The following is a 26338-nucleotide window of genomic DNA, read 5'->3' as shown; positions in this document are numbered from 1 at the left end:
GCCAAAACGGCAAATCGATACTTGGTACCCCTAATTCACATTAGAAAAAACATCAATTATGAAGTAACTAAAACAGAAGTCATTTCTAAATCCCTAAAGATCACTTTGTGCCATGCGCAATGAATCGCACAGAGAATTGAGGTTCTGACTGGATTCGAACCAATCTACTGATTATTGCGTAATCAGGCCTAACCACTCAGCCACAGAACCTTTTTGTACACTGCAAACATATAGCCTTATTCTACGACTATCATGGTACAGTTTTTCTATTTCATACTAGTCCAACAAACCCTCACAAAAGCAAAGGAGGCTAATTCTATGCATAGAATTAGCCTCCTTATATACTGAACAGTTTTTACTACTGTAAAAACTTACTTACAATCTCGTAAAACATATCCGGATTCTCAGCATGTAACCAATGTCCAACTCCAGGAATAGTTTCGATAACAGCTTGTGGAAAATACGTCTGAATATCTTCGAAATCCCTTTCTTGAATATACTTAGAATTTCCCCCTCTTATAAAAAGAGTTTTACCTTCATAGACACCTTCTCCTGTTAATCCTTCACCCACCACTTCAGGCTTCTCAGCGAAAACATTCAAATTAAATCGAAAATCCAATTGCCCAGGTTCTTTCCAATACAAACCTTTCATTAAAAACATACGAGTACCTACATCTTTAATGCGTTCTGAAATTATCGCATCGACATCTTGTCGACTTGGTTTAACGCTAAAATCTACTGCTTGCAACGCTTCGATGATGTCTTGATGATGCGGAGGATAAGCGCGGGGAGCAATATCTGCAACAATCAATTTTTCAACACGGGAAGGGTACTTCATAGCAAACTTCATCGCTAATTTACCGCCCATTGAGTGGCCTAACACAATTGCATCACACATATTATAATGATCCATATAACGAGTAATATCCTCTATCATATAGTCATAAGACCAATCCGCAGAGTGAAAACTTCTACCGTGATTGCGCAAATCCAATAGGTGAACTTCATATCCTTGTTCAACCATTTGCTTTCCAAATGTCTTCCAATTATCAGAAGTCCCAAAATATCCGTGGATAACTAACAAAGGGATTCCACCTTCTCCTTCAATATTTGAATATAAAATATCCGTCATTACTGTAATTTTCTAATATACATATTTACTACATTCTCCAATCCCAAATATAGTGATTCAGAAATTAAGGCATGTCCAATAGATACTTCTAACAAATTAGGTATATTATTTTTAAAGAACTCGATATTGTCTAAACTCAAGTCATGACCTGCATTTATCCCCAGTCCTAATTCACTTGCCAATTCTGCTGCTTTAGTATAAGGAATAATCGCTTTTTCATTTCCCAGACCATATTGCGTAGCAAATTCTTCAGTATAAAGCTCGATGCGATCTGTTCCTACTACTTTTGCCCCTTCAATCATTTCTAATACAGGGTCGACAAAAATAGAAGTGCGGATTCCTTGTAATCTACATTCAGTTATCACATCCTGTAAAAAACTCTTATGCTTAACAGTATCCCAACCTGCGTTAGAGGTAAGAGCGTCAACTGCATCGGGAACTAAAGTTACTTGAGTAGGCTTGCACTCGAAAACTAACTTCATGAAGTTATCCATAGGATTACCTTCAATATTAAATTCAGTATAAACCACATTCACTAAATCGCGAGCATCCTGATATCTAATATGTCGCTCATCGGGACGTGGGTGAATAGTCACCCCTTCCGCTCCAAACTTTTGAACGTCTTTAGCTACTTGTAATAAATTAGGTACATCGCCTCCACGCGAATTACGCAAAGTCGCTATTTTATTAATATTTACAGATAATTTAGTCATACTTATAAAATTAAAACGCAAAAATACAAAGTATAATCTACGCCTATTGATTAAATTTGATTATTTTGCACTGAATAATTCAAGTCACCCTATATGTTTTCACTACAAAGAGAAATAGTAACTGCTATCCCTTACTTCACTTCGTCGTCGACGGTAAGTGAATGTCTATTGTATTTAGAAAACAAAGGATATTCGCATCTTCCTATTGTAGATGAAAATCACTTCTTTTTAGGCAACCTCTTGACAGAGGACCTTGAAAACACAGATGAAGCTACTGCTCTTAGGGAAATGCTATATGACTTAGAACACTTTTATTTAACAGACCAACCTACGCCTTCTATCTTTGAGGCACTAAATTTGCTTAGTCTAAACGATGCAAATATCATTCCCTATCTAACAGAAGAAGGTCAGTTACTTGGCATTATTTGCAAAGAACCTTTATCTGCCGTTTGGAATGATTCCATTTTCTTACAAGAACACGGAGAGCATATTGTTGTGTCTAAAGCAACGAATACATTTAGCTTATCAGCAGTAAGTCAAATCGTAGAAAGTAACAATGCTAAACTTTTTGGCGTAATTTTGCTGAACAGCAATGACAGCAATACTAACATCCTAATAAAGACTAACAATATCAATACAAATGCGATATTGGATGACTTTAGAAGACATGGATACGAAATTGAAAGTAACCACAATGATGATTTGTATCGCAATGAGCTAAGAGATCGATCTGACTATTTTAATAAATACATGAATATATAATGAAGTTTGCAATTTATGGACAAACTAGTAAACCTATAGTACAAAACATCATACTAAGGTTATTAAAAGTTTTTCAAGATTATGAGCATGAAATCATATTTGAAGAACAATTTTACAATTTGCTAAAACACAATAATATTTTGTCAAAAGAGTATGATGTGTTTGGCAAAAATGCAGAACTGTCGACCGACGTGAATTTTTTCATTAGTATCGGTGGAGATGGTACAATGCTGAGAGCCGCAAACTTTATTAAAGACAAAAATATTCCGGTTGTAGGGATAAATGCGGGGAGACTTGGTTTCTTGGCCAATGTGCAACAGGATGACATAGAAGAATTGCTGCCTAATGTCTTTACGAATAACTTCAAACTTTCAAAGCGATCGTTGGTTAGTTTTAGATGCAACCCACCAAAGAATAACGATTTTGAAATCCAGTATGCTTTAAACGAAATTACGGTATCGAGAAAGAATACCACTTCGATGATTACAGTAGATACCTACTTAGACGATGAGTTTTTAGCCTCTTATTGGGCTGACGGTTTGATTATTGCGACACCTTCAGGCTCGACAGGTTACTCACTTAGCTGTGGAGGGCCAATCATTGAACCCGAAACAAATTGTTTTGTTATTACCCCTCTTGCGCCACACAACCTAAACGTAAGACCATTAGTTATTAGAGACAATTTAGAGATAAAGCTAAAAGTAAGCAGTCGTGAGAAGAAGTTTTTACTTTCGCTTGATACTACGACAAAAACAGTGACCAACGAAACAGAAGTAATCATCTCAAAAGCGCCTTTTACAATGGATTTAGTAGAATTCCCTTCACAGAGTTTTATTAAAACACTCCGCAATAAATTACTTTGGGGAGAAGATAAAAGGAATTAGAGTATAATTTTTTACAACATTGAACGTTTACAAATGAATAGTTCAGTTTTAATTAAAGCATAATATCACAAAAAAGGTTTAATTAAAACTCTATATTACTATATTTGTAGCTTATTTTAACAAAATGAATAGACTTTTAATTTCCTTATTATTGCTATTGACTGCGAACATTGCCAGTGCACAGATACACGAAGTCGGTGTAGGTATTGGAGGAGCCAATTATGTAGGAGATGTAGGTTCTACTCAAATTATAAATCCCACAGACTTTTCGTTTCATGCCTATTACAGATGGAATCGCAGCCCAAGACATTCGTATAGAGTAAGTTTTTTACAGACGAAGATCAGCGGTAACGATGCCAAGTCGGACATGGGAAATAGAAAGCAAAGGGGTTATAGTTTTAAAAATGACATACAGCAACTATCAGTAGGAATCGAATTCAACTTTTTTGAATTTGATTTACACGAGGAAAAATTTGCTCTTACCCCTTTTCTTTATTTAGGAGTTTCAGGTATTCGATATGACGACTTGTATTACAAGGCTTTTGAACAACCTATAGAAGAAGACATTAGATTAGATAAGGTAGATTTAGTAAGAGGCAAGAAGAAAAACTCGTTTGCAATTCCTTTTGGTGGAGGTATTAAAATAAGAGCTACACCTCAGCTAAATATTACAGCTGAAGTACTGGCTAATTACACAAATACAGATAATCTGGATGGAAGTCATCCTAAAGGTGATCGTAGAGAGTATTATAGTTTTGGTAAAAATGGAAACGATTGGTTTTTTTACAGCGGTATATCGATAAGTTATACATTTGGAAAGAACCCATGTTATTGCGCAGATTAAATAGATGAATTGGAAAGAACAAATTGACGTAAACAAGCTACCTCAGCATTTAGCAATCATCATGGATGGAAATGGGCGTTGGGCAAAGCAAAAAGGTTTTTTAAGAACAATAGGGCATGAAAATGGCATAAAGTCTGTGCGAACAACTATTACTGCTTGTGCAGAACTTGGAATAAAAAACCTAACCTTATACGCTTTTTCAACTGAAAATTGGAATAGACCTAAATTTGAAGTTGATAAATTAATGGAAATATTGGTAAAGTCTCTAAAAAAAGAACTACCTACCTTCATGAGTAATGGTATAGCACTAAATGCTATTGGCAACTTGGAATTACTTCCAGATAAAGTACAAAAAAATTTAAAAGAGGTAATCGACCAGACAAGAGAAAATAACAAAATGACCTTGACCTTAGCCTTGAGTTACGGTTCAAGAGCAGAATTAGTTGAGGCTATTAAAAAAATTTCTTTTAAAGTTAAAAATAACTTAATTTCGGAGGCTGATATAGATGAAACAATTATAAATGAGCATCTTTACACGAACGATTTACCTGATGTAGACCTTCTAATTAGGACGAGTGGCGAGCAGAGAATCAGTAATTTTTTACTTTGGCAAATAGCTTATGCTGAATTGTATTTTACTGATGTACTATGGCCTGACTTCTCTGAAGAAGAATTATCAAAAGCCCTTCTGACTTTTCAAAAAAGAGAAAGAAGATTTGGAAAAACTAGTGAACAAATTAAATAAAAAACGAATATAATGTTTCAAAAAGGAACCTCTCTTTTTGCACTGTTTATTGCTGGACTTCTATATGCAAACGCACAAGCACAAGACGGTATAAACATTCCTACTTACGACGCTCCCAAAAATTACACTTTAGGAGATATAAAAGTTACTGGAAAATACAATTATAACCCACAAACAGTTATAACTTTTACTGGACTGAGTAAAGGACAAAAAATAACAGTACCTGGAGAAGAAATATCTGACGCTTTAAAAAAGCTATGGAACTTAGGTTTCTTTACAGATATCAACATTTATGAAACATCTGTCGTAAATGATACTATTAATTTGGAATTAAGTTTAAACGAGTTACCTCGTTTGAATAGCGTAAAGATTAAAGGCTATAAAAAGTCGAAATCTGAAGCCCTTATTAAAGAAGCCAAACTAACGAAAGGTAAAATTGTTAATGAAAACTTTTTGTCTACAACAAAATACTTCTTATTGAATAAATACAAGAAGGATGGTTTTTACAACACGAAAGTTACCCTTAATACAATACCAACAGACTCTACTAATAGAAGAGTTGATCTTGTTATTGGTGTAGATAAAGGAAAGAAAGTTCGTATCTCAGCTATCAACTTTGAAGGGAATGAGAAATTAACAGACAAAAAGCTTAAAAAAGCAATGAAGGACACAAAACAACGTAGTCCTTTTAACCCATTGCGAATATTTAAGCCTTCAAAATTCATCGCTGCTAAATATGAAGATGACTTAGGTAAATTAGTAGATAAATATAAAGAAAGTGGTTACCGTGATGCACGTGTGATTATGGATTCTACAAACTATGACCCTAAGACGAATAGAATTGCTATTGACATTAAAGTTGAAGAAGGGAACAAATATTACTTCGGTGATATTCGATTCCTTGGTAATACTGTTTATAAAAGTTCTGACTTAAGAAATTTATTAGGTATCGATAAAGGAGATGTGTACAACGGTGTCTTATTAGATAAGCGTGTTGCTGATAAAACAAATCCTGATGCGAATGACTTAACTAACTTATATCAAAATACCGGTTATTTATTCTCTCAAATTACTCCAGTAGAAGTAAAAACAGCGAATGATACTATTGATTTTGAATTGAGAATTATGGAAGGTCCGATTGCTAAGTTCAACAACATAACAATGTCAGGAAACCACAATACTCATGATCACGTAATCCAACGTGATTTGCGTACTCGCCCAGGAGAAACTTGGAGCAAAGCTTTAGTGATGGAAACGATCCGTAAGCTGGCTTCATTACAAATATTTGACCCGCAAGCAATCGTACCAGATATTCAAAATGCAGATCCTAATGCAGGAACAGTTGATGTAAACTGGGTTGTTGCAGAAAAAGGATCAAGTCAAGTTGAGCTTCAAGGAGGATATGGTGGTGGAGGTTTCATCGGAACCTTAGGTCTTTCGTTTAATAACTTCTCATTGAGAAATATCTTTAAGAAAGAAGCATATAAACCATTCCCAATGGGAGATGGTCAGTCACTTGCCTTGCGTTTACAAGGAAGTAGCTACTATCAAACCTATAGTTTGAGCTTTACAGAGCCTTGGTTTGGAGGAAGAAAACCAGTGAGTTTCTTCGGTACTGTAGCTTATAGTACACAAAACCTATATGACTACTACAACCGTCGTACAGACCGCAGTAGAGGATTCAATATTACAACATTGTCATTTGGGGTTGCAAAACAGCTAAATGTACCTGATGATTATTTTGTATTATCTCATACTTTGAGTTTCCAATACTATGATATGAATAACTATAACACTGGGTTATTTACATTTGGTGATGGTTCTTCGCGAAACTTGTCTTACCAAATTGAATTAAGACGTGATAACCGTGGTATGGACCCTATTTTCCCAACTTTTGGTTCTTTATTCAGCATTAGTGGTAAATTTACTCCACCTTATTCGCTATTCAATAAAGTAGACTATACGAAGTTGAAAGATCAACAAGACTACAAACTTAAAACAAAAGCTGGAGCAATCGACCCTTCAACAGGTATGCCTATGCCAGAAGGAACTTATATCAACAGTAGTGGTCAACCAGTGTACGACTGGAGAGATGCTGCTGCAGATCAAAGTAAAGTTGACCAAAAACGCTTTAACTGGTTAGAGTATTATAAAATCAAATTCAAAGGAGATTGGTACACAACTGTCTACGACAAGTTAGTATTGAGAACTGTAGGAGAATTTGGTTATATGGGAGCTTATAACGACAATAGAGGAATTGTTCCATTTGAGCGTTTCTACGTTGGAGGTGATGGATTGGCAAACTTCTCTTTAGATGGTAGAGAGGTAATTCAATTAAGAGGTTACCAAAATCAAACACTTACGCCATTAAATGAAAGAGGAGAACAAATTGGAGGTACTATTTACAACAAATTCACGTTAGAATTAAGATACCCAATTACATTAAAACCGAGTGCATCGGTATATGTATTGTCATTTGCTGAAGCAGGTAACTCTTATGATACATTCAAAAATTATAAGCCATTTGAGTTAAAACGTTCAGCTGGATTAGGTGTTCGCGTTTTCATGCCGATGTTTGGTCTATTGGGAATCGACTTCGGATATGGATTTGATCCAGTACCTGGACAAACACAAAAAAGTGGATGGCAAACACACTTTATCCTTGGACAATCATTTTAATGTAGTTCAAAATAAAATTGAATTGACATGAGACTTGTATTAGCTTCTATAATTTGTATATTTACATCTATATCTATTTTTGCTCAGGGAGGAAGTGCCCGTATAGCTTACATAGATATGGAGTATATCTTGGGACAAACACCAGAATATATAGATGCTACTTCTGCCTTGGATGAAAGAGCAGCACAGTGGAAAAGTGAAGCCGATAAAAAACAGGCAGAAATACAAACGCTAAAAGATAATCTTGCGACAGAACGCATACTTTTAACAAGGGAATTAATTGAAGAAAAAGAGGAGGAAATCTCAATTCTTGAACAAGAATTATACGAGTACCAACAAAAGAGATTTGGAACTAAAGGAGATTTGATAACACAGAAAGTAATGTTATCTAAACCAATTCAAGATCAAGTTTTTGCCATAGTTGAAGATATTACTGAAGCGAGAAAATTTGACTACGTTCTTGACAAAAATACGGAATCGACAATGGTACTTGCTACCAAAAGACACGACATTAGTGATTTAGTCCTAAAGCGAATGGCTACTGCAAGGCGCAAACAAAATATGACTAAAAAACAAGTCAAAGAAGTCGAAAAAGAAGAAAAGCTCGAAGACGAAATGGCTTTGCGTCAAACAAGACGCGAAGAACAACAACGAAGAAAAGCGGAGGCAGACAGACTACTTAGACAAGAGGAGAAAAAGAAAAAACAGGAAGAACAAAACGATCCTAACTTCTTAAGAAAAGAAGCTATTCGTCGCCAACAAGAAGAAAGAGAGAAAGAAAGACAAGCTAAACTTGAACAAAAACAACAAGAAAAGCTTGAACGCATTGAAGCACAAAAAGCAATCATCGCACAAAAGCAACTCGAAATGGAGAAACAACGCGAAGAAGCTCAAATTGCTAAAGAAAAAGCTCTCGAAGAACGCAAAAAACAAATTGAAGAACAAAAAGCTGAACTTCAACGTCAAAAAGAAGAACGAGATGAGCTAATCAAAATGGAACAACAAAGTCGAAGAGAAGCTGCACAAGAAAACAGCAAATCGAAAGAAACTGTTGATATTCAAAAACTCCGAGAGGAAAGACGATTAGAACAAGAGCGCAAAATAGAAGAAGCAAGACAGAAAAAAGAAGAACAGAGAAAAAAACGCCAAGCTGAAATAGAAGAAATTAAAAAACAGCAGGAAGAAAATAGACAACGAAGAATAAAAGAACAAGAAGAAAAAAGGCTTCAAATTCAACAAGAAATTGAAAATAAAAAACAAGAAGCCAAAAAATAAGAACATTAATTATAGAAAATAAATCAAAAAAATCGAGTAACATGAGAAAAATGAAATCTTTATTAATTGCAGCAGCAATGTTTTTTGGAGTAAGTTCAACTGCTGTAATGGCTCAATCTAAAGTAGCTCATATCGACGTTCAAGCTTTAATGAGTGAATTACCAGCAATGAAAAGTGCAGATGCTGAATTGAAAAAAATGGGAGAAGGATTTGAAGCTAATTTCAAATCATTGATTACTGAATACCAAACTAAAGTTCAAAAATATCAAGCTGAAGCTGCAACTGCAGGAGAAATTGAAAATGAAAAAAGAGCTAAAGAAGTTGGTGAGATGGAGCAAAAAATCCAAGAATTTCAAAATTCTGCTTCTCAACAATTAGAGCAAAAGAGAATGCAACTATTACAACCTATCATGGAGAAAGCACAAGCTGCAATCAAAAAAGTAGCTAAAGCTAAAGGATTTGACTACGTAATGGACGCAACTGTTGGTGGAGGATTATTAGTAGCTGATGGACCAAGTTTATTAGATGACGTTAAAAAAGAATTAGGAGTTAAATAATTTATTCCTTTCAAAACTTATATTAAACCACTCTTTTTTTAGAGTGGTTTTTTTATTTTTGTATATGCAAAAGAATAACCCAATAGGCTTATTTGATTCCGGAATTGGCGGAACAACAATTTGGCGTGAAGTAAAACAACTTATGCCATATGAAGATACTATATTCATAGGTGATCAACTCAATGCTCCTTATGGAATAAAGAGCAAAGATGAAATAGTTCAACTTTCCTTAAAAAATGTCGAATACTTGATCAATCAAAATTGCAAGTTGATCATTGTGGCTTGTAATACTGCAACCACTAATGCAGTTGCAGAAATTAGATCAATGTTTACTATTCCAATTATAGGCATTGAACCAGCTATAAAGCCGGCCACTTCTTTAACAAAAACATCTACAATAGGTATTTTAGCAACGAAAGGGACGATTACAAGCGATTTCTTTGCTTCTAAAATAAAACTATACCCTAATATAAAAATAATAGAGCAAATAGGCTATAATCTCGTTAACCTAATTGAGTCGGGGAAAACGAATACGGAGGAAATGAGAATGTTATTAAAAGAGTACTTATATCCAATGGTGGAGCAAGGAATGGATACCTTGGTTTTGGGATGTACACATTATCCTTATTTAAAACCTCTTATTCAAGATATAATAGGGGAAGATATATTGATCATAGATTCTGGTAAAGCAGTTGCTAAACACACGCAGAAGGTGCTTGAACAGCATAATCTATTAACTGACAAAACAACAGATGGATATAGTAAGTTCTATACTAATATCGAGCCAACTATATTACAGTCTTTCTTAGCGGATCCGCACATAGCCGAATACAAAGATTTCTAAAAGCTAAGAACAATAGTCAAGTAGTTTACTTAGCTCAACCCAAAATACGCGATAGACAATAAACGAAAGATAATTATACAAAGTAGGTCTGAACAAGTGATACAAGCATACAATAGTATGATATTAGAGCTACTAAAAGAGCTATAATGTAGAGTTACTTTACAATATTTGGGCTAACGCGGATTTTGGACTCAACTATACATACCTATTCTTCTTCCTTATACCAACTTGAATACATAACATAGTTATTAGCAATGCGCTCTACTTCACCAGCGAAATCTGACGCACTAATATCTTTTACTTTCTTTGCTGGTACACCAGCGTATATTGCACCAGATTCCACAACCGTATTCTGAGTTACAACAGCTCCTGCAGCAATAATCGTATTGCTATGGACTACGCAATTATCCATTACTATTGCGCCCATACCTACCAATACGTTATCGTGTATAACACAACCGTGCACCATGGCATTGTGTCCTACAGAGACATTGTTGCCAATAACCGTTGGGTGCTTTTGAAAAGTACAGTGAACAATCGCGCCATCTTGTATGTTGACCTTGTTCCCTATCGTAATAGAGTTAACATCTCCGCGAATCACCGCATTAAACCAAACACTACACTGAGTGCCAAAGGTAACATCTCCCACAATAGTAGCATTCTCAGCAACAAAACAATCCTCTGGAATGCGAGGAGCTTTTCCGCGTACAGCTTTTATAATCATAATTATACCAAATAAAAAATCCCGATAAATATCGGGATTTTTTATTTAATCTTTCACTGTAGGACAGTTACAATCTAAACTAACTCTTTTTGGAAATAAGTTAATCCCAATTGTAAACTGGTGAAACCCACTATTTGTAAACTTAACATCGCCTGTTGGTTGTGAGTAAGCGTATGAAAAAGATAGATTCTTATAATTTCCCCCAATTAATGGAGTAAAATACTGAAGTCTTTGCGTTTTGATTTGTCCCTGTTTTTCATAATCAGCCCCATTAAAATTCGTACGGTAAGAAACTCCAGCCCAAATACGACCAAACTCAAATTGTCTGTACACTTTCATATTGATGTCCATCGCTATCTCTTCTAACTCCTCCGTATATTGAATCAAGGTAGAAGGTTCGTATATCCAACCTTCTCCATACTTCGTATTTCCAAAAGCATAGCCTGCTCCTAATAAATACTTGCGCAAATTATTACTCTCTGCATCTGAATACAGATTTGACTTGCTCGTAATGGCATTTTTCACGGTCAGCATTGAGAAGAAATTCTTATAGTGATAAGCTGCTCCCACATCCATTGTAAAGTAAGAGTCTTTAATACTTGAGGTTCCATCAATATTAGGATCAAAACCACCAAACTCACTTTCATCTAAAGATGTTCTCGCAAACCCCGCACTTAAACCAAAAGATAATTGGTGTAAATCATAACGCGACTCACTAAAAGTAATATGGTAAGCATAAGTCCCCTTGAATCCTGTTTGAGAATGATAACCATTCTTATCATTAAAAAATACAGCTCCAATAGCAGATTGATCATTAAGACGAGTACTTGCATTCAATGTCATTAATTTAGGAGCATCGTCTACTCCACTCCATTGTTGTCTTGTAGACATTCTCACCTGTAGGCTATTTTTGATTCCTGCCATTGCAGGGTGTAAAAGATAATAGTTATCAGCCAAATATTCTGAATAAACTGACATACCTTCTTGTGCAGAACCTAATTGAGATACTAATAATATAATAACCAGGTAACTTTTTCTAAATATCTTCTTCATAACAAATTATCTTTTTAAAGAGAAATGCCCTTTATAACTAACTTTTTGACCATCTCCATCTTTGCCTGGAGTATCATTTGTAAATTCAACTGTAAACCAATAATCTGTTGAAGGCATAGGTTTACCATTAAATGTACCATCCCAACCTTCACCTTGAGCACTCATTTGTTTTAGTAATTTTCCATAACGATCAAAAATAGCAATCCTTGCTTCAGGGTGTCCTTTTAAACCAGGAATATTCCAAACATCATTATATCCATCTCCATTAGGAGTAAAATACTTTGGATAACCAAAAACAGAAAAATCTACAAAAGCCATACAACCAGAAGCAACATCGCGAACCCAAGCTGTATGATTGCCAATAGGCACATTCATAAATCTGTTGTTCATTTGGAATCCTCCTCTATCAATTGCATACTCATAATTTCCAGAAAGTCCTCCTTTTGATCCGATCACGACATCAGCATTTCCAAACTCATCAATATCCAATGAGTTTACCATACCAGTAGCATCAGCATTCTCAACAAATACCTCTATCAAATCCTTAATAATCCACGATCTACCAACCGTACAAGATTCAGTGTTTGGATAAGGCTCGTTCTTGAAACTAACACTAACAGTATACTCTCCTGCTTCTACAGCCTCGTAAGTTAATTTCTCACCAACTTGAAGCGTTTTCCAAGAAGCGTTATTATTTGAGTCATACACTTTTTTCATCCATACTAAAGACAAAGGTCTTCCTTTTAAATCTTTTGAAGTAACACCCAATACAATAGGCGTAATAGTGCCTGTTTGAGAATCAGCACATAATTGTAGTGTTGCATCCTCTGGATAATACTCTACCACAGGCGTAGTTCCCAAACTAGCATAAAAAGAACTGTAATTCTCAGCCAATGGACAGTCAAATTCTTTCTGCATTGCTACTCGAGCATAAATAAGATCAGATTTTTCTCCCATACCTATAGGGTAGTTGCGAACTAAACTCTCATCCATGCGAATATCGTTCTTAGCATCTTCTTCTGTCTTATAATAGTACACTGTCAACTTTGCTCCTTCAGGATTTAAACTTGGACCAAACTGATCTGTTCTTAATTTACCGATATAGAAACTATCGTTATTTCTAAGATCTACGGTATACGAATTTGTTGTTCCCGTATCAATCTGACAATATCTTGCTGTTCTGTCTGTACTGTGTTCCGTTTTTAATTTACTATATCCAATAGAAGCATAGAAAGAAGCAGTGTTAAAACTTTGGGTTGTTAAATCTGTAATTCTTGTCCATATCTGTCTTGCTTCATTAATTTTAACTTCCAATTCAACACCTACAATCTTATTCTGATTGTTCTCTGCATCTTCTTTAGAATTAAAAAAGTCTATAGTAAATTTATCCGTTGGATCAAAACCTTCTTCGTTAGCCTCTTCCTCTGTTACTATCGTTCTTCCATCAGCAATAATAATAGTTTGCTCTGTTAGAGATAAACGAAAAGAAGTGACATTGTTATCACAATAAGACACATTATCTAATGCAGGTATATAAGGTTTCTCCGTTACTTTAAGCGTTACTTTCTTACCTGATACAACACAGTTTTTTCTCGTTAATTTACTTTCTACACGAGTGTAAACAACACTGCCATCAGCAGCTTCAAATTCTTCGGGCTTTGGTATAGAATTTACTCCACCTTTTGCATCAGATTCTGTTAGGTGAAAGCTTATAGAATAGAAGTCAACCTCATCGTTCTCTGGAATGATTTGAGACTTAGCCGAGTTCAAATCAAAAATACCAAAGCGCTTCCCATCCTTATCTTCTTTACTTTGGTTCGCAGTTAAACTTGCATCATTGGGATTCAATGCAAAAGACTCAGCAAAAAGTGTAAAAGTTCTCGACGCAACGTCATTTGTTCCAAATAATTTAATTTGAGCAGTAACAACAGTCTTATCAGCTGCTTCATAATTATTCAATGGACCTACTAATTTAGAACCATTAACAGAAAGCTCAACCTCTTTTTGACCATAATACAAATCGTTACTTGCATTTGAAAGATCAAAAGTTCCTTTACCATCAACAGCACAAGTGTACATATCAGGTAACTTTACTAAACGGTGTTCTAAATTACATCCTTGATCTTTGATAGACAAAATAAATTCTTCCACATGAGCATCTCCTTCACCTGTTACAGGAAAAACACGCAAATACAATGTCTTGTCATGAGCTGCAGGATTCGCTATCTCTAATTTATCATTTGCAATAGCACCTGTTCCACTCTCAGCAGAATCACGTGTTTCGTGAAAGCTATATTTGTACCCACGAGGAACTATAGCATTTCCAGTAGCATCAACTTCGCTACCTGTGGCTTTATCTTTTAGTGCCTCACCTAAATAGATAACCATTTTATTAGAAACAATCTTATTGTTTGCATCTAACCCAGGCACGCACTGTTCTATATTAAATGGTTTCCCAAACTTAACTTCAGGATTTGGTTGCTCTTGCTCATCTGCAAGGGTAGCAATACTTTCTTTACTTACATAATCAATAGAATTTGTTCTTCCTTGTACACTCTCTGTAGTGATGAAAACGGAAAGAACAAAAAATAAAAGCCAGAACCTTTTGCTCATTTTACTGCTATATTAAAATTATTACTGCTTACTTATTTGTTAATTATATGTTTAAATAATCTATATTCGTGACACTTAGTAATATTCTTTGTTAATTTTGAAAAAACTAAAATAATATGTCAAAAATACAAATTCAAAATACGTCAAACCCTACAATTATAAAATTTGTTTTACCAGATTTCATTACGAAGGGCGAAAACTTCGAATTCAAGAACATAGATGAGACTGCAAATTCTCCTCTTGCACGCGAATTATTCTATCTTCCTTTTGTTAAAACGGTTTATATCTCAAATAATTTTATCGCTATTGAAAAATTTTCAATAGTTGAATGGGATGATGTGAAAGAAACCGTGGCTGATCAAATAGACTTATTCCTTGCTAAAGGTAAGAAAATACTAATTGAATCTAAAAAAGAAATAAAAAAGCAACCAATTACAATATATGCTGAATCAACACCAAATCCTTCAGTAATTAAGTTCGTTGCCAATAAATTATTAACAAAAAAACACGTTGAATATAAAAATATAGATGAAGCAACATCTTCACCGCTTGCAAAAGAATTATTTAAACAATCTTTTGTAAAAGAAGTATTCATCGATGAGAACTATATTTCAATCTCTAAATTCGATGCTTATGATTGGAATGAGTTCATCAATCCGACAAGAGGATTCATAAAAGAGTTCTTAGAAAACGGCAACTTAGCTGTTGAAGAAGCTCTTTTAAATGATGTTAAAGCACTCGAAGCTGAAGCTGATAAACACTTTGATTCCCTGGATGAAAAATCACAGCGCATTGTAAATATTTTAGAGGAGAATGTTAAGCCTGCAGTACAAGCTGATGGAGGTAATATTGCTTTTCAAAAATACGATCAAGAAACCAATACAGTACACGTTGTATTACAAGGTGCTTGTAGTGGTTGTCCTTCTTCTACTTTTACACTTAAAAATGGAATTGAAGGAATGCTAAGACATATGCTTAATGACGAAGCTATTATAGTGGAAGCTTATAATGGTTAATGATAAATAAAGTAAATATGGAAAGGGATTATGTAAAACATAATCCCTTTTTTTATCCTCAAAATTAAACCCTGATTAGGCAATAGACATATAAACGAAAAGGAATTATACTAAATAACTCTGATTTAGTAAATTAAACTTACCATAGTATGGTTTTAGAACTAATGAAAGAAAGATCAAGTAGAACTGCTTTGTAGTATTTGACTATTGTGGAGACAGGATTATACATAAAAAAAAGAGGTTGTTTAAACAACCTCCCTTTCACTTTAATTAATATAAAGATTAACTCATTCTAATGAATGATTTCCTCTTAACATCCACATCAAAATTCTTAAACAATTCTAATAATCCAATCGTAGCTTTAATTAAATCATCTGATTCAAATAAAATCGAAAAATACAATTTACTGTTTTTAGCACTTGTTTCCGTTGTACGAATACGAATGATTTGTTTTTGAATTAACTTATCTACTGACGAGATTAACTCTTCTTTATCATTAAGTATATCTTCAATTTCAGAAAATCTCTCTTCAGTGAATAGCACAATTATTTTGTCAAATAATACCTGTAATTTTTGATCAATCAGTTTTAAATCTCTAATCTGATTAAACTTCAATTTCTTGTGATTATTATCTACGTGTGTGTAGCTATTTTGTGCAATAAAGCTAACTGCTTTTATCATTTCTTGTAAATAACCTAAAGTCACTACGTAAAACTTACTTGCTCCAACCGAAGTATCATCTAAGTTCTTAATAAAGAAATAAACATTACCTCTCAGATTATCTACTTCCTTCTCTAATTTCTTTAATTTCTTTTTACTCTTCTTTAATTCAGTAATATCTTGTAGAGCGATTGAATCAATAACAGTTGTATAAAGTTCATTTACACGAGTTAATACATTTGCAATTTGAGTAGAACTCTCTGATGCAACACCTTGAATATTTACGATATCTACTCTATTCAATTGAGAGTTTTGCAACTCTTTTTCTTTCTCTTTTTTCTGGTGAATTTTATTACTTCTATAAAGTAATATACCAACTAAAATTAACATTCCTACTAAAGCATATATCTCTCCTATACGCAAAATATAAGCTGTAATAAAAGCTGCAACAAAAGCTACAATAGCCGTTACAAACCATCCACCAATTACATTAAACACTCCAGCTACTCTATATACAGCCGAATCTCTATCCCAAGCTCTATCGGCAAAAGATGTACCCATCGCAACCATAAAAGTAACATACGTTGTTGAAAGTGGTAACTTCATAGAAGTACCTATAGAAATCAATATACTCGCAACCATCAAATTCACAGAAGCACGGACCATATCAAATGCAGGCTCATCCTTTGCTGCTCGCTTAACTATAACTGAAGGCTTTTCAAATCGCTTATCTAACTTTAATTGAAGTGATTTTGGAAGCACATAGTCAATAGCTGCTCCTATCAAAACCGTTCCTCTAACAATTGTTCTAGACAATATATTAGAATCAAACTTTTCTTCAGATGTACCTGTATCTTGTCTTGCCAAGTTCATCTCTGTTTCAATCACAGCTTTAGCTTTTTTAGATGTCCAAAGTGTTATAACCATAATTGCACCTGCAATTAACAAAAAGTAGAATGGAGCGACTACACTTTCTTCTGCTAAAACTCCCATCATAAATGATTCAGGAGCTTGTCCTGATGCCTGGAAAAAGCCAAATGATTGAAATGCTGCAATAGGCACACCGATAAAGTTTACTAAGTCATTACCCGCGAATGCTAAGGCTAAAGCAAAAGTTCCAATAACGATAATCACTCTAAGTATATGTACCTTGAATACACTTACAAGTAATTGAGAAATAAAAGTCCAAACGACAAAACTAATTAAGACAATTGTCATCTGATTCTCGTTAATCCAAGTGCTTGTTTCTTTTGTTAAGAAACTTGCCCCTTTTAATCCCTTAATTAAAATAAAGAAAGTAATCGCAGTAATTGCAATACCACCAAATATTCCTCCATACGTCTTTAATTTCTTGTCAATATCAAAAGTAAAAACTAAACGAGAAAGATACTGCACAACCGTACCTATGGTAAAAGAAAGTATTACAGACATTAGAATACCTACGACAATTTCGGTAGCCTTTGCCGTATTAATATACTCAGGAAGTGTATCCCATCCATCTCCGCTGTTTACGATCTTAATTACACCTAAACACACCGCAGCTCCTAATAATTCAAAAACAATCGAAACTGTTGTAGAAGTAGGAAGACCTAATGAGTTAAAAACATCCAATAACAAAACATCCGTAATCATTACGGCGAGGAAGATGATCATGACATCATTAAAAGAAAACATCTTGGGTACAAAGATTCCACTACGGGCTATCTCCATCATCCCACTTGAAAATAGTGCTCCTACTAAAATACCTAAGGAAGCAACTATCATAATCGTTTTAAAAGTAACAGCTTTAGAACCAATAGCTGAGTTCAAAAAATTCACAGCATCGTTACTAACCCCTACAGTAATATCAATAATAGCTAAAACTGCTAAAGCAATAAGCATTACAATAAAAATCTGTTCCATTAATCTTAATATTTAATTATAGTGAGTCGCAAAGGTTTATATAAATCTGAAAACCTATGTTAAGTCAATGTTATGATTTATTGTAAAATTGAAACAATTACTTATATTTTATATTGATTTCAAACATACTAACGCCTTTAAAAACAAGAATAAGAAGGTAATCAACTCATATATGCTCTTAAAAAGATTACTTTTCTCATATAGGATATTGTCACGTGAGAAAATCATTATGCTCAATTCTAAATAATAACCTTAATTTTACTTAATCAATACAATATAAAAATGAACAAACTCTACCTTGAATCAAGCCCATACTTACTACAACATGCTACTAATCCCGTTTATTGGCTACCTTACAATCACGATAGCCTACAAAAGGCTAAAGATGAAAATAAACTCGTTATAATAAGTATTGGGTATTCTACCTGTCACTGGTGTCATGTCATGGAGCACGAGAGTTTTGAGAATGAAGATGTTGCTACCATCATGAATGATCACTATATTTCCATAAAAATTGATAGAGAAGAATTGCCTGACATTGATGCTTTTTATATGAAAGCTGTGCAATTGATGACGCAACAAGGAGGATGGCCACTGAATGTGGTTTGTTTGCCTGATGGAAGACCTATTTGGGGAGGTACATACTTCACAAAAGAAAAATGGTCTGATTCACTTTTACAATTAAATGATCTCTACAGAGACAAACCTCAAACAGTATTGGAATATGCTGAACAGTTGCATACGGGAATTTCTCTTTTGAGCTCTGCCCCCACCTTTGATAATCAATCAAGATTTAATTTCGATGGTTTACTACACAATTGGAAAAAGAGTTTTGACTTAGAATTTGGAGGGTATAATCGAGCTCCTAAGTTCATGATGCCAACAAACTTACTTTTTCTTCAAAAATATGGAATACTAAAACAAGACAAGGATCTAATTGACTATATCGACTTAACCTTAACTAAAATAGCTTGGGGTGGAATATTCGATGTTGTGGAGGGTGGTTTTTCGAGATACTCTGTTGATTATAAATGGCATATCCCACACTTTGAAAAAATGCTTTATGACAATGCACAATTATTACAAGTTTATGCAGATGCCTATAAGAGAACTCATAATGTATTATACAAAGAAACAATACAGAAAACGATATCTTTCATAGAAAACAATTGGAGAGATAGCCAAGGAGGGTATTATTCTGCCTACGATGCAGATAGCCTTGACCAAGAAGGAAAGCTACAAGAGGGAGCGTACTATGTTTGGACTAAAGAAGAATTGCAAACAATTATCACTGAACGCTTCGATGTATTTTCTACTATTTACAATATTAATAATTTTGGCTATTGGGAAAACAACAATTATGTCTTCATCCAAACTCAGCACTTATCAGATATAGCAAATGAGTTCAAGCTTTCTCTTGACGAAATACAAGCCCTAAAAACGAAATGGGAATCAGACTTATTATCAGCAAGAAACAAAAGAGAACTACCTCGTATTGATAACAAAATTCTTATTGCTTGGAACGCGATGTATATCGTGGGGTTATTAGACTGTTATACAGCGTTGAATGAGGATTCATACTTAACTGAAGCAATTGGCATTTTCAATTATATTCAAAGCAATTTAATTAATCAAGAAACAGAACGACTATACCATTCCTCTATTAATGGTCAAAAGTCAATTGAAGCCTATGTAGATGATTATGCATTTTTCATTCAAGCTTGCCTTAATTTATTCGAGAATACGGCTAACCAAGAATATTTACGCATAGCAAAGAACAGTTTAGACTATTGCTTAGATACTTTCTATGATCAAGCAAATGGCTTTTTCTTCTTGAATAATGAAAGACAGGAATTTATTACACCTATTTTTGAAACTGAAGACAATGTCATTCCTTCATCTAATGCAATCATGTGTATGAACCTACTAAAACTTGGTGTTTTATTTGAAAACATGCACTATACTACAATTGCAAAGAGAATGAATCAAGTAATGCTATCACAGATTGACTATCCTTCAGCCTATTCTCATTGGTTGCTTTCTAACTTGTATATTGAAAACCCACAAGAACTCACTATTGTTTCTGAACAAGCTTTAGACTTAACCAAACAATTAAATCAAAAGCCAATTGCGAAAACCTTTATATTTCCAATTAATTCAACCACTACTATTCCCTATTTAAACAAAGGCAATAATCAAAAAGCACATTCTTTATATTATTTTTGTACAGGGTTAACGTGTTTAGCTCCAGAAGAAGATAATCGTTTCTTAGATAAATACACATTATAGTCATGGATAAACTTGATACTTTACTGAGTACCTATATAGAGAAAATATTTGTTTTTGTACCAGAAGTTGTCACCTCTCTTATTATACTTGCAATAGGTATGTTTGCAATTAAATCACTAAAAAAAATTGCAAATAAATTATTTCTCGAAAAAAGAATTGACCCAACCTTTGCCAGTTTTTTAATTGATGTTCTCATTTGGAGTTTGCGCATTCTTTTGTTTGTAATCATAGCTTCCAAACTTGGTATACAGACAAGTTCTTTTGTAGCTATTGTAGGTGCTATGAGTTTGGCTATTGGATTGAGCTTACAAGGATCTTTAAGCAACTTTGCAGGAGGTGTACTCATTATTCTGTTCAAGCCTTTTAGAATTGGCGACATAATTGAAGCTCAAGGGGAAACAGGAAAGGTATTGACAATCCATATTTTCTCTACGCAAATCCAAACTTACCAAAACAACATTGTGTACATACCCAATGGAGTTTTATCTAATGGGAAAATTAAGAATATATCTCAAAATAATTTGAGAAGATTAGAAGTTCCTGTGCAAACTTCTTTAGTAAAGAATACCGTTGAATTTATGTCATTACTACAAGCAAAATTAGAGCAGAATGACTCAATACTCAATCAACCTAAACCGAGAATACTAATTAAAGAGCTACTAGATACTAAGATTACTTATACAGTACAAGCTTGGGTTGAACACGATAATTACAACCAGGTATTTTCTTATATCTTACTTGAATCAAAAAAAATAAGTGATGCTTTATAAGCATCACTTATTTTTTTTTGTTGCCATTACAAAATCTTTCAAATAGAAAGGTTCAAAGTAGGCTACATCAACAAAATCTTTATTTACATACTTTTGATAACTAACCTCTACCATTTCTCTTGCTGAAGGGTAAATTATATCATCTAAAAACACGAAGTTATCTTTCGTTAAAACGGATTTGCACTTCGAAGCTCCATCTCCTATAAAATACACTTTGTCGTACTGATACAGGCTCTCAAAAGAATTTTCATCTACTACTACCGCCTCAATAGGGGTTAATTGATTGTACTCTTTATCGAATACACAAGAAAAGACTTCCATTCTCCTTGCATCAATCATAGGGACAATAACTCCCGATTCTTTTACTACACTTCTCGCTAAAACCTCTAAGGTATCAATGGCAATCATCGGAATACTCAACCCATAACAAAGGCCCTTTACGGATGAAACACCTATTCGCAAGCCCGTATAAGAACCTGGCCCTTGACTAATCGCAATTGCTGCAAGGTCCTTCAAACTCTTATTGCATTGCTTTAATACTCCTTCAATAAAAACGTGAAGTTTCTCTGCATGTGAAAAGTTTTCTTCCGCAATTTCAACTAACTTTTCTATTTTTCCATCAACTGATAAAGAAACTGAACAATTCTTAGTTGCAGTTTCAATATTTAAAATTGTAATCATTCTACTCAACTTTAATCTTATCTCCATGTTGTAACGTACGGCTTACCAAAGAATAGGGTCCAGTGATAACTTCATCCCCTTTCTCAAGCCCTGCTACAATCTCTATATTTTTATCATCTTGAATGCCTGTTTTTACAAATCTAAGTTTTGCAACTCCCTTCTGATTTACAAATACCGCTTCTTTCATTAATTCCTTATCATAAACCTTTTTACTGGTTTCTGAGTTCCTCACAGTATCTGTTGGGCTACGCATTATAACAGCACTGATAGGAACACCATAAATACCGTTTTTAACATTGGTAATAATATCAACAGCAGCAGTCATTCCAGGTCTAAAAGGGGAATAATTTTCAATTCTCGAATCTATCAGATCCTTATAAGACTCCTCCAAAATCTGAATCTTCACTTTGAAAGTAGTGACTTGATCTGCTGATAAAGTTTGATTTGATGCAGAATTAGAGATACTCGTTACAATTCCCCTAAACTCTTTCTTCAAATACGCATCAACATTAATTCTTGTTTCATCTCCCTCCTTTATCTTGACGATATCATTTTCATTAATATTAACTTCAACTTCCATTCTGCTTAAATTTGCCACACGCATTAGTTCTGTACCAGCCATTTGTTGGGTTCCCAAAACTCGTTCACCTAATTCTACATCTATGCGCGATATCGTACCATAAGTAGGTGAATAAATACTTGTTCGCAAAAGATTTCTCTGTGCTTCAGTCACAGCAGCTTTTGCACTTTCCACATTGTAAAAAGCTGAATTTTGTGTTGCTTTAGCTACTTCATAAGTTGACACAACCTTATCCCATTCAGAACCTGAAATCACCCCTTTCTTATAAAGTGTTTTATAGCGATTATAACTTGCTTGAGCTTCAGTTAACTGAGCTTCAGCTTGTGATAAACCCGCCACGCTGGTAGCCAATATAGCCTTATTTCTATCTACAATAGATTCATATAAATCAGGGTTAATCTCAACAAGTAAATCACCTTTCTTGACAACTTGCCCTTCTTTAACGGGCAAATTTATGATTTCTCCCGATACTTCTGAAGAAAGTTTAATCTCAATTTCTGGCTGGATCTTTCCTGTACCAGAAACTGTTTCTACAATATCTGTTTTATCAAGCTCTATAGTGGTTACAATACTTTCACTTTCCTTCTGTCCAAATACTCCTGAAGCGAAGCCAATTATAACTAAGGCTACTACTGCGATAATAATTAATAAGTACTTCTTTTTCATAAACTCTTAATTTGAAAATAGTGGAATGCCAAAATAATACTCTAATATTCTGGTTTTAAAAATATAGTCATACTTTGACTTTAACATATTGGACTGAGCCGTAACAAACAAAGTTTGATTTTGATTTAATTCAAAAATATTAATTAGACCTACTGAATATCTTTCTTTGGCATACTCAAGTGACTTCTCACGTGATTCAAGTGTCAATACACTCGCCTCATAATTCTTTAATGCATTCTTAGTATCAGTATAAGCTCGAAAAACTTGTTGTTCTAATTCCAAAATAGCCACCTCTTTTTCATTTTCTACTTGCTCTTTTGCTAATCTACTTAATCGAAGGTTATTTCTGACTTTAAATCCATTAAAAACAGGTATACTGATAGAAACACCGAATACAGAATTTTTATTATTAGACAGTTGATCAAAAAAAGCTTCAGGTCCGCCAATCACAGATTGATATTTGGGACTTGAAACGGCCTGATTTGTTTGATTTACAAATCCTATAGGTGTTGATTCTCCTGTTGCTCTTTGTCCTATTACTCTATCAGCATAAGTCGCACTTGAATTAAAATTATAAAAACCAGCAATTGTAGGATGATAGGCGGATCTTGCAATTTTCACATTTCTATCAGCAATATCCAAATTGGCTTCTGCAATTTTTATATTCATTAAAGCATCAAACGCCCTTTCAATTATTTCATCTGGAGTATAAGCTAATATCTCATCGTTCTCAACTTCGTAATTACTATCACTTACCTCAAAAGTTGAATAAGATTCCAATTGCAAAAGCTGTGCTAAACTAAGCTTAGCCATCACCAATTCATTCTCTGACAAAATTAACCTCTGTGTTGAAGTTGCTACTGTCGCCTTTGCTTCTAATAGATCTCCAGCAGGCACAACACCAGCATCTACCAAATCTTTTGTACGCTCCTCTTGACTAAAATCGTATTCAAGTTGATTTGAATTTGTCTTGACCAATTCTTTATTGAAAATAATTTGCAAATAAGAATTAATAACTTGTAAGGCTATATTCTCTTTCATCTGTTGAGATTTATACTCAGAAGCTAAAAAATCTATCCTAGCCTTAACCATTTTATGATGATTAGCTAACCCCTTGTAAATATCCACGTTTACATTCAGCCCCAATGAAGTTGATTGAAGTGTCTGAGAGCTAAGGTTATTGGTGATTAAATCAGGTTGATCTGCAATTGTCCATCGATGTTGTCCGGAAACATCTAATGCGGGTAAAAAATCCCCCAAAGCCAATTGCCTTCTCAAGTAAGCAGCTTCCTTCTCTAATTCATACTGCTTCACTTGTATATTATTCTTTATAGCATAATCTATACATTCCTCAAGCGTCCAAGTCTTTTCCTGACTATACACCAATAAAGAACTCATAAAAAAAGTAACGAAGACCAGAAAATTACAATAATAATTCTTCATTCGCGATATATAATAAAATTAATGCTTTGTTATATTGTTAACATAAAGAAATAAAAAAAACCGCTAATAACAGCGGCTTTCTAAACTTATTTTGTAGATTTTTTACTTTTATATACGCGATAACTTAAATAAAGAGCTAATGGAACTAATAAGTATGGGAATATCATAAGATACACAATACCATCATTAACAGCCTCAGCTTTTACTCCTCCATCTTCTGTTTCTAATACAGCACGACACATTGCACATTGAGCTACCGAGTCATGAATACTTAGTATAAAAAACAAAAAAAATAAAACTAATCTTTTCATATAAACCACTTTTGCTTTACTAATTAACATAATACGGAGAAATCATTAAGTAAACAATTACACCTGTTACTGCTACATATAACCACATAGGATATGTTATACGCGCCAATTTTTTATGTCTTTCATAAGCACCAGCAATTCCACGAACAAAAGTTACCAATACAAATGGGATAATAATAATAGATAATAAAATATGCGTGATCAAAATAAAGAAGTATACATAGCGTATAAAACCTTCTCCTCCATAACTAGTTTCAATCGAAGTCATGTGATAAGCTACATACATTGCTAAAAAAGCAACACTACAACAAATACACAACTTAATTAAGCGCTCGTGTAATTTGACATTCTTCTTTTTCTTAATAGCATATACTGCTATTACTAATAAAACTGCTGTTATACCATTTATCGTAGCATATATAGGTGGCAAAAAGCTCAAAGGCTTTACATCATAACCTAACTTTTGTAAGTTAACACCAAATAAAATAGCGACAACAACAGGAATTGCAATTGATAAAATCCATATCCACTTATTGTACTTTTGCTCTATACTATTTTTACTTCCTTCCATTACTCATCTAATAATAACTTAATATCTTCTTTTAACCATTCTACAGCTTCATCGTCTGTTCCATCATAATATAAAATAGGATTACCATGCTCATCTTTACGACAACGGATATTGCCCTCTTTATCAATTAATGCAAACAAACCAGAATGTTCAAAACCACCAGCTGCCTCTGGATTAACTCCAGTATATAAATTGAACTTCTTAGCTAAATCGTAAATATACTTACCATCTCCAGTCATCATGTACCAGTAAGGGTTCTTTACACCTAACTCCGTTGCATGACGTTTTAGAGCTTCTGGAGTATCATTTACAGGATCAATGCTTATTGAGGCAATACCAAAATTCATATTCCCATAAAAAGCATTCTGCAATTTGACCATATTCATATTCATAATAGGACAAATAGTCGGACAATTAGCAAAGAAAAACTCCACGACATAAACTTTCCCTTTATAATTGTCACTCGTGATAGTCTTACCATCTTGGTTAGTCAATTCAAAATGGGGCGCAGTACCCATATACATTAAGTCTGCTTTCTCAAACTTCTTAATTACTTTTGGCACTACCCAGATACCAAAAATTAAGACAATAAAAGAAATCCAGATATAAGATTTATCTCTCATG

General features: G+C 34.0%; 23 protein-coding genes and 1 tRNA gene. 11 read left to right on the top strand and 13 right to left on the bottom strand.

Translation table 11 applies throughout. From position 1 onward, the window contains the following. Nucleotides 1-139: 139 nt before the first annotated feature. The 3 genes from NWE55_RS09860 to NWE55_RS09850 form a co-directional block, all read right to left on the bottom strand. Nucleotides 140-210, bottom strand: a tRNA-OTHER gene (locus NWE55_RS09860). Nucleotides 211-358: 148 nt separating this feature from the next. Beyond that, nucleotides 359-1132: an alpha/beta fold hydrolase gene (locus NWE55_RS09855; RefSeq protein WP_155090865.1), complete on the bottom strand. Its 774-nt coding sequence runs from the start codon at nt 1130-1132 to the stop codon at nt 359-361. After that, entirely contained in the window at nt 1132-1845 is a 714-nt protein-coding gene (locus NWE55_RS09850) for a pyridoxine 5'-phosphate synthase (RefSeq protein WP_155090866.1), read from the bottom strand. Before NWE55_RS09850 ends, NWE55_RS09855 begins: the two co-directional genes overlap by 1 nt. 93 nt (nt 1846-1938) lie before the next feature. Here NWE55_RS09850 and NWE55_RS09845 point away from each other — a divergent pair, with 93 nt between their 5' ends. The 8 genes from NWE55_RS09845 (at nt 1939) to murI (ending at nt 10435) form a co-directional block, all read left to right on the top strand. Next, complete coding sequence (locus tag NWE55_RS09845) at nt 1939-2607, top strand: CBS domain-containing protein (RefSeq protein ID WP_155090867.1); 669 nt, start codon at nt 1939-1941, stop codon at nt 2605-2607. Then, nucleotides 2607-3491: an NAD kinase gene (locus tag NWE55_RS09840; protein ID WP_155090868.1), complete on the top strand. Its 885-nt coding sequence runs from the start codon at nt 2607-2609 to the stop codon at nt 3489-3491. Before NWE55_RS09845 ends, NWE55_RS09840 begins: the two co-directional genes overlap by 1 nt. Before the next feature lie 124 nt (nt 3492-3615). Continuing rightward, complete coding sequence (gene porG / locus NWE55_RS09835) at nt 3616-4335, top strand: type IX secretion system protein PorG (RefSeq protein ID WP_155090869.1); 720 nt, start codon at nt 3616-3618, stop codon at nt 4333-4335. A gap of 4 nt (nt 4336-4339) precedes the next feature. After that, the gene (gene uppS / locus NWE55_RS09830) at nt 4340-5080 is read left to right on the top strand and encodes an undecaprenyl pyrophosphate synthase (RefSeq protein ID WP_155090870.1); all 741 of its coding nucleotides are present in this window, start codon (nt 4340-4342) and stop codon (nt 5078-5080) included. A gap of 12 nt (nt 5081-5092) precedes the next feature. Beyond that, nucleotides 5093-7759, top strand: coding sequence for an outer membrane protein assembly factor BamA (gene bamA, locus NWE55_RS09825; protein ID WP_155090871.1), 2667 nt, complete (start codon nt 5093-5095; stop codon nt 7757-7759). 27 nt (nt 7760-7786) lie between these two features. After that, nucleotides 7787-9034: an OmpH/Skp family outer membrane protein gene (locus NWE55_RS09820; protein ID WP_155090872.1), complete on the top strand. Its 1248-nt coding sequence runs from the start codon at nt 7787-7789 to the stop codon at nt 9032-9034. A gap of 41 nt (nt 9035-9075) precedes the next feature. Further along, a complete protein-coding gene (locus NWE55_RS09815) occupies nt 9076-9591 on the top strand; it encodes an OmpH/Skp family outer membrane protein (protein WP_155090873.1) in 516 nt (171 codons plus the stop codon). Nucleotides 9592-9655: 64 nt separating this feature from the next. Further along, complete coding sequence (gene murI, locus NWE55_RS09810) at nt 9656-10435, top strand: glutamate racemase (RefSeq protein WP_155090874.1); 780 nt, start codon at nt 9656-9658, stop codon at nt 10433-10435. Nucleotides 10436-10640: 205 nt separating this feature from the next. On the opposite strand, the gene NWE55_RS09805 is transcribed toward murI, so the two are convergent. Genes NWE55_RS09805 through NWE55_RS09795 form a run of 3 tightly spaced genes read right to left on the bottom strand, consistent with a single transcriptional unit; the run spans nt 10641 to nt 14825 of the window. Continuing rightward, nucleotides 10641-11159, bottom strand: a complete 519-nt coding sequence (locus NWE55_RS09805) for a gamma carbonic anhydrase family protein (protein ID WP_155090875.1) — start codon at nt 11157-11159, stop codon at nt 10641-10643. 45 nt (nt 11160-11204) lie between these two features. Next, complete coding sequence (locus tag NWE55_RS09800) at nt 11205-12212, bottom strand: PorP/SprF family type IX secretion system membrane protein (protein WP_155090876.1); 1008 nt, start codon at nt 12210-12212, stop codon at nt 11205-11207. Between the two features lie 6 nt (nt 12213-12218). Beyond that, entirely contained in the window at nt 12219-14825 is a 2607-nt protein-coding gene (locus tag NWE55_RS09795; RefSeq protein ID WP_258204039.1) for a T9SS type B sorting domain-containing protein, read from the bottom strand. A gap of 116 nt (nt 14826-14941) precedes the next feature. On the opposite strand from NWE55_RS09795, the gene NWE55_RS09790 reads away from it, so the two are divergent. After that, complete coding sequence (locus NWE55_RS09790) at nt 14942-15841, top strand: NifU family protein (protein ID WP_155090878.1); 900 nt, start codon at nt 14942-14944, stop codon at nt 15839-15841. 282 nt (nt 15842-16123) lie between these two features. Here the strand turns inward: NWE55_RS09790 and NWE55_RS09785 are convergent, their stop codons facing one another. Beyond that, nucleotides 16124-18403: an inorganic phosphate transporter gene (locus NWE55_RS09785; RefSeq protein ID WP_155090879.1), complete on the bottom strand. Its 2280-nt coding sequence runs from the start codon at nt 18401-18403 to the stop codon at nt 16124-16126. A 282-nt stretch (nt 18404-18685) separates the two neighbouring features. On the opposite strand from NWE55_RS09785, the gene NWE55_RS09780 reads away from it, so the two are divergent. Further along, nucleotides 18686-20692, top strand: a complete 2007-nt coding sequence (locus tag NWE55_RS09780; protein WP_155090880.1) for a thioredoxin domain-containing protein — start codon at nt 18686-18688, stop codon at nt 20690-20692. Between the two features lie 2 nt (nt 20693-20694). Next, nucleotides 20695-21462, top strand: coding sequence for a mechanosensitive ion channel family protein (locus NWE55_RS09775; protein ID WP_155090881.1), 768 nt, complete (start codon nt 20695-20697; stop codon nt 21460-21462). A gap of 3 nt (nt 21463-21465) precedes the next feature. Here the strand turns inward: NWE55_RS09775 and tsaB are convergent, their stop codons facing one another. The 6 genes from tsaB to NWE55_RS09745 form a co-directional block, all read right to left on the bottom strand. Further along, on the bottom strand, nt 21466-22143 hold the full coding sequence (tsaB, locus tag NWE55_RS09770; RefSeq protein WP_155090882.1) for a tRNA (adenosine(37)-N6)-threonylcarbamoyltransferase complex dimerization subunit type 1 TsaB: 678 nt from the start codon (nt 22141-22143) through the stop codon (nt 21466-21468). Between the two features lies 1 nt (nt 22144). Next, on the bottom strand, nt 22145-23389 hold the full coding sequence (locus tag NWE55_RS09765; protein WP_155090883.1) for an efflux RND transporter periplasmic adaptor subunit: 1245 nt from the start codon (nt 23387-23389) through the stop codon (nt 22145-22147). A gap of 6 nt (nt 23390-23395) precedes the next feature. Beyond that, complete coding sequence (locus NWE55_RS09760; protein WP_208103231.1) at nt 23396-24832, bottom strand: TolC family protein; 1437 nt, start codon at nt 24830-24832, stop codon at nt 23396-23398. Between the two features lie 86 nt (nt 24833-24918). Then, complete coding sequence (locus NWE55_RS09755) at nt 24919-25143, bottom strand: CAMCR motif-containing small membrane protein (protein ID WP_155090884.1); 225 nt, start codon at nt 25141-25143, stop codon at nt 24919-24921. A gap of 19 nt (nt 25144-25162) precedes the next feature. Continuing rightward, nucleotides 25163-25714, bottom strand: coding sequence for a DUF420 domain-containing protein (locus NWE55_RS09750; RefSeq protein WP_155090885.1), 552 nt, complete (start codon nt 25712-25714; stop codon nt 25163-25165). Continuing rightward, nucleotides 25714-26337 carry an SCO family protein gene (locus NWE55_RS09745; RefSeq protein ID WP_155090886.1) on the bottom strand — a complete coding sequence of 208 codons (624 nt, stop codon included), beginning with the start codon at nt 26335-26337 and terminating at the stop codon, nt 25714-25716. Before NWE55_RS09745 ends, NWE55_RS09750 begins: the two co-directional genes overlap by 1 nt. Between the last annotated feature and the right edge of the window lies 1 nt (nt 26338).

It is taken from the genome of Myroides albus (assembly GCF_024722315.1).
Classification (GTDB): domain Bacteria; phylum Bacteroidota; class Bacteroidia; order Flavobacteriales; family Flavobacteriaceae; genus Flavobacterium; species Flavobacterium album_A.
The sequence above is the reverse complement of the archived record's forward strand: the minus strand, read 5'-3'. Positions and strand labels throughout refer to the sequence as shown.